Genomic DNA, 5609 nt, shown 5'->3' on the forward strand with positions numbered 1-5609 from the left:
CAGGAGGCGGCCGGCCCCGGCGAGGCCGATGACGCCGGCGCGTACCCGGGTCGGGTCGATGCCGGCGAGCGCCGCGCGCAGGGCGGCGAGCAGCTCGGCGGCGGCCCGGTCGGCGCCGTGACTGGTCGGGTTGCCGCCGCCGGCCCGGCCTTCGCCCAGGCGGGCGCCGTCGAGGCTGAGCGCTGCCGCGCGGGTCGACGTACCCCCGACGTCGAGGCCGACCACGACGGTGTCCGACATGGTCCCCATGCTGGTCGGCCGCGTCGCCGGACGCAAGATCGCGGTCGTGCGCCAGGTAACAGTTTGAAAACTTCGCCCACGGCCTTGACACGGAGGGGCCTTCAGTAAGAACTTTTACCACGAACAGTTAACACTCTTTTCCGAAAGGCGCCCGCCGATGGTCGAGCACGAGGTGGAGACTTCCGCGGCGACCGCGGTGGTCGATGCCGGTCCGGCCGACCGGCTGGGCGCCGACGGTGTGCTGGCCCGGGTCCGGGCCGGCGCGGGGGAGTTGACCGGCGCGCTGCGCCGGGTCGCCGAGCACGTGCTCAGCGACCCGGAGGCGGCGGCCCGGGCCACCATCGTCGAACTGGCCGAGCGCAGCGGCACGTCACCAGCGACCATCACCCGGTTCTGCCGGGCGATGGGCTTCGAGGGGTACGCCGACCTGCGGCTCGGCATCGCCGCCGAGACCGGACGGGCCCGCTCCGCCGGCTGGACCGTCGACATCGGACGCGAGATCCAGCCCGGCGACCCGCTGTCCCGGGTGCTCGACCAGATCATGGCCGCCGACACGCGGGCCATGCACGACACCGCCGCGCTGCTGGACCTGGCCGAGGTGGAACGCGCAGCGGTCGCCATCGCCGGGGCCAGCCGGGTGAACATCTTCGGGGCCAGCGGCAGCGCGCTGGTCGGCGAGGAGATGCAGTTCAGCCTGCACCGCATCGGGGTCGCGGCGTGGGCCTGGAACGACGTGCACGAGGGGCTGGCCAGCGCCGCGCTGCTGGGCGCCGGGGACGTCGCGCTCGGCATCTCGCACACCGGGCAGACCCGGGAGACGATCGAGCTGCTCGCCGAGGCCGGCAGCCGCGGCGCGACCACAGTCGCGCTGACCGGCTTCCCCCGCTCGCCGCTGGCCGAGCTGGCCGACATCGTGCTGGTCACCGCCAGTCAGGCGACCACGTTCCGGCCGGACGCGCTCTCCGCCCGGCATCCCCAGCTCGTCGTGCTCGACCTGCTCTACATCGCGGTGGCGCAGCGTACCCACGACCGCGCCCACGCGGCCTTCCGGCGTACCGCCCAGGCCGTCGACGGGCACAAGGCCGCGAAGGGGTCCCTCTCATGATCAGTGCCCAACGGTACGCCGACGCGGTCCGCCCGGTGCTCGACCGGCTGGTCGACACCCAGGCGGTCGCGGTGGACCGGGCAGCCGACCTGATCGCCTCCGGCCTGCGCGCCGGCGGCGTCCTCCAGGCGTTCGGCGCCGGTCACTCCGAGGCGTTCGCCGCCGAACTGGTCGCCCGGGCCGGCGGCCTGGTCCCCGCCAACCGGCTCTCCCTGCACGACCTCGTGCTGCACGGCGACGCGCCCCGCGACGTGCTCGCCGATCCGAAACTGGAACGCGACCCGGCCGTGGCGCACCAGCTCTACGCGCTGGCGGCGCCGCAGCCGGAGGACGTGTTCGTGGTCGCCTCGCAGTCCGGCATCAACGGCTCGGTGGTCGAGCTGGCGACGCTCGTCAAGCGCGGCGGCCACCAGCTGATCGCTGTCACCTCGGTCGAGCACACCGCCCGGGTAGCTCCTCGGCACCCGTCCGGGCACCGGCTCGCCGACCTCGCCGACGTCGTGCTGGACAACGGCGCGCCGTACGGCGACGCACTGCTGCCGCTCGAGGGCGGCGGCGCGGTCTGTGCGGTCTCCTCGGTCACCGCGGCGCTGCTGGCGCAGCTGCTGACCGCCGAGGTCGTACGACGGTTCCACCAGGCCGGAGAGGTACCCCCTGTCTACCTCTCCGCCAACGTCCCCGGTGGGGACGAGCACAACCTCGCCCTCGAGTCGCGGTACGCCGGGCGCCTCCGGCGGACCGCCTGACCCGACACCACAAGGAGAGACAAGATGTCGGTTACTCCCGAGAAGTTCGGCGACGTCAGCCGTCGGACCCTGCTGCAGCGTGCCGCGGCGGCCGGTCTGCTGGCCGTACCGGCGGCCGGTCTGCTCAGCGCCTGCGCCGGCAGCGAGCCGAGCAAGTCCGACGGCGGCGGCGCGGCCAAGAGCGAGGACAACCCGTTCGGCGTCAAGGACGGCAGCGCGGTCAAGGTGGTGGTCTTCAACGGCGGCCTGGGCGACCAGTGGGCCAAGGAAGACAAGGTCATCTTCAACGCCAAGCACCCGAACATCACGGTCAACATGTCTTCCACCCAGAAGATCAAGACCGAAGAGCAGCCCAAGATGGCGACGCAGCCGAGCGACCTGGTGATGAACTCGGGCGCCGACATGATGGACCGCAGCACGCTGATCAACGAGGGCGCGATCGAGCCGCTGGACGACCTGCTCACCGCGCCGGCCTGGGACAGCGAGGGGACCGTCGCCGACAGCCTGCTGCCCGGCACGGTCGCCGACGGTACGCAGAACGGCAAGTTCTACGTCGTCAACGTCGCCTACACGGTCTGGGGCAACTGGTACAACGCGGCCCTGTTCAAGAAGGAGGGCTGGACGGCGCCGACCACCTGGGACGAGTTCTTCGCGCTCGCGCCGAAGATCAAGGCCAAGGGCATGGCGCCGTACGTGCACGACGCGGTGCACGGCTACTACCCGCGCTGGGCGCTGTTCGCCAGCATCTGGAAGGCGGTCGGCAAGCAGGCCGTCGTCGACATCGACAACCTGAAGGACGGCGCCTGGAAGGCCGACGGCATCGTCGCGGCACTGGAGCCGTGGGAGAAGCTGGTCAAGGACAAGCTGCTGCTGCCGGGCAAGCTCGACCACACCCAGTCGCAGCAGGCGTTCCTGGACGGCAAGGCGGCCTTCATCCAGGTCGGCACCTGGCTGAAGAACGAGATGGCCGCGACCATCCCGCCGGGCTTCGAGATGACCATCTCCGACTACTGGAGCAAGAGCGGGGACAAGGCCGCCAAGGACGTCTTCGCCTCCTCCGGCGAGGGCTTCGTGGTGCCGAGCAAGGCGCCGAACAAGGAGGCCGCGAAGGAGTTCCTGCGGGCCATCCTCTCCAAGGCCGGCTCGGCGAAGTTCGCCGAGCTGACCAAGTCGCTGGCCTCCACCAAGGGCTCCGGCGACAACGTCCAGGACACCGCGCTGGCGTCGGCGAACTCGCTGATGAAGAACGGCAGCTCGGACCTGATCTCGGTGAAGTTCCCGGACTTCTACGCCGACCTGGACAAGGAGAGCCAGAACCTCTCCGAGGAGCTCATGGCCGGCCGCCTGACCGCGCAGCAGTTCGTCGACAAGATGCAGGCGGCCGCCGACAAGGTCGCCAAGGACTCGTCGATCAAGAAGCAGACCCGCACCGCCTGATCACCGCGAGGAAGTGAGTCCAATGCGGCACGGAGTCGCGCGTTTCGTCACGGGCTTCCTGGCCCTGCCCGTCGCGCTGTACCTGTTCTACGTGGTGTGGCCGTTCGCCCAGGCGGCGGGATACTCGCTGACCGACTGGGGCGGGTACTCCGATTCCCAGCGCTTCGTCGGGCTGGACAACTACGTCCGGCTGTTCTCCGACGAGCTGATCCGGAAGGCGTTCTGGCACAACGTGTTCTTCCTGGTCACCGTGCCGCTGTTCACGATCGCGCTGGCCCTGTTCCTCGCGTTCCTGCTCAACGTGGGCGGACGCGAGGACAGGGCCGGCATCCGCGGAGTCTTCGGCTCCGGGATCTACAAGGTCATCTTCTTCTTCCCGCAGGTGCTGTCGCTGGTGGTCATCGCCGTCATGTGGCAGCAGATCTACCGCACCGACGGGCAGGGCCTGATCAACGGCCTGCTCATCAAGATCGGGCTGGTCGACGCGGACAACCCGATCGCCTTCACCGCCGACCCGGAGCCGTTCCTCGGCGTGCCGGCGGTGCTCTGGTGGCTGCTGTTCATCGCGGTGTGGAGCGGCGCCGGCTTCTACATGGTGCTGTTCTCCGCCGCGATGCAGTCGATCCCGAAGGACATCTACGAGGCCGCCATCCTCGACGGCGCCGGCCGGTTCCACACGTTTTTCAAGGTGACGCTGCCGCTGCTGCGGGACAGCATCTCGGTCGCCTGGGTCTATCTGGGTTTCATCGCGCTGGACATGTACGCGCTGGTCTTCGTCATGACGCCGAGCCAGGGCGGACCGAACCACGCCAGCGAGATCTTCGCCTCGGTGATCCAGTTCAACGCCTTCCAGAAGGGCCAGTTCGGTTACGCCTGCGCGATCGCCGTCGCGCTGGCCATCTTCACCATCCTGCTGGCCGCGCTCCAGCTGAGGATCACCCGCCGTGAGCGGATCGAGTTCTGAGGAGGTCTGGACGATGAGTACGGTGACGCACCCCTCCGGTCCGGCCCGGTCCGACACGGCGCCGCCGTCCCGCCCGCCCGCGGCCCGGCGGGACGTCGGCAACGGCTTCGGCGGCCGGATCTTCAACGGCTTCTCGCACCTGTTCCTCGCGGTCTGGGCGATCATGGTGGTCTACCCGCTGCTGTGGGTGGTGATGTCGGCGCTCAAGACCGACTCCGAGGTGATCCGCGAACCGCTGTCGCTGATCCCCGACGCGCTGCAGTGGGACAACTTCGCCCGGGCCTGGACCGCCGGGATCGACAGCTTCTTCCTGAACACGCTGCTCGTGCTCGTGTTCAGCGTGACGCTGACGATGCTGCTCGGCTCGATGGCCGCGTACGCGCTGGCGCGCTACGAGTTCCGCGGCAACCGGCTGATCTACTGGATGTTCCTGTCCGGGCTGACGCTGCCGATCTACCTGGCCGCGGTGCCGCTGTTCAAGGGCGTCTACAACACCGGGGTGAGTCTTCCGCTGCTCGGCCCGAACAAGCACCTCATGCTGATCCTGGTCTACGTGGCCTGGTCGCTGTCGTTCACGATCTTCTTCATGCACTCGTTCTTCCGGACGCTGCCCGACTCGATCGCCGAGGCGGCCCAGGTCGACGGGGCGTCGCACACCCGTACGTTCTTCAGCGTGATGCTGCCGATGGCCAAGCCGGGCCTGATCAGCATCGGCATCTTCAACGTGCTCGGCCAGTGGAACCAGTGGTACCTGCCGACGCTGCTCATGCAGTCGGTCTCCGGCGAGCCGAAGAACCAGGTGATCGCCCAGGGGCTGATCGAGCTGTCGGTCAACCAGGGCTACAAGTCGGACTGGAGCGGACTCTTCGCCGGTGTCACCATGGCGATGCTGCCGGTGCTGATCGTGTACATCGTCTTCCAGCGCCAGGTGCAGTCCGGCCTCACCGCCGGCGTCGGCAAGTAACCCGCCGGACGTAAGGAAGGGCCCCTTCTTAGTGAGTGTTTGAGATTTGGGGTGCGGCGGCGTGTCGGGTTGAGGTGAGGGAAGGCCCTCGGTAGGTCCGGTGGTGTCGAGCCAACCGTTTCCATACCGAGGGCCTTCTGATGACGTTGTACC

General features: G+C 69.0%; 5 protein-coding genes and 1 pseudogene. 5 read left to right on the top strand and 1 reads right to left on the bottom strand.

Annotated features, from left to right (window positions below; translation table 11 throughout):
* Positions 1-240: pseudogene (locus KBX39_RS21335) on the bottom strand (ATPase); the annotation flags it as partial.
* Between the two features lie 157 nt (positions 241-397).
* On the opposite strand from KBX39_RS21335, the gene KBX39_RS21340 reads away from it, so the two are divergent.
* From KBX39_RS21340 to KBX39_RS21360, 5 genes are read left to right on the top strand one after another with little or no spacing between them, the layout of a single operon-like run.
* Positions 398-1345, top strand: coding sequence for a MurR/RpiR family transcriptional regulator (locus tag KBX39_RS21340; protein ID WP_043329763.1), 948 nt, complete (start codon positions 398-400; stop codon positions 1343-1345).
* Positions 1342-2091: a sugar isomerase domain-containing protein gene (locus tag KBX39_RS21345; protein ID WP_030500334.1), complete on the top strand. Its 750-nt coding sequence runs from the start codon at positions 1342-1344 to the stop codon at positions 2089-2091. The genes KBX39_RS21340 and KBX39_RS21345 overlap by 4 nt, the downstream gene beginning before the upstream one ends.
* Before the next feature lie 24 nt (positions 2092-2115).
* Positions 2116-3528 carry an N-acetylglucosamine/diacetylchitobiose ABC transporter substrate-binding protein gene (ngcE, locus tag KBX39_RS21350; protein WP_210872153.1) on the top strand — a complete coding sequence of 471 codons (1413 nt, stop codon included), beginning with the start codon at positions 2116-2118 and terminating at the stop codon, positions 3526-3528.
* A 22-nt stretch (positions 3529-3550) separates the two neighbouring features.
* Complete coding sequence (locus tag KBX39_RS21355) at positions 3551-4492, top strand: carbohydrate ABC transporter permease (protein WP_043329767.1); 942 nt, start codon at positions 3551-3553, stop codon at positions 4490-4492.
* A 13-nt stretch (positions 4493-4505) separates the two neighbouring features.
* The gene (locus tag KBX39_RS21360) at positions 4506-5456 is read left to right on the top strand and encodes a carbohydrate ABC transporter permease (RefSeq protein WP_210872155.1); all 951 of its coding nucleotides are present in this window, start codon (positions 4506-4508) and stop codon (positions 5454-5456) included.
* Positions 5457-5609: the final 153 nt, after the last annotated feature.

Source organism: Micromonospora sp. D75, assembly GCF_018070405.1.
Classification (GTDB): Bacteria; Actinomycetota; Actinomycetes; order Mycobacteriales; family Micromonosporaceae; genus Micromonospora; species Micromonospora chalcea.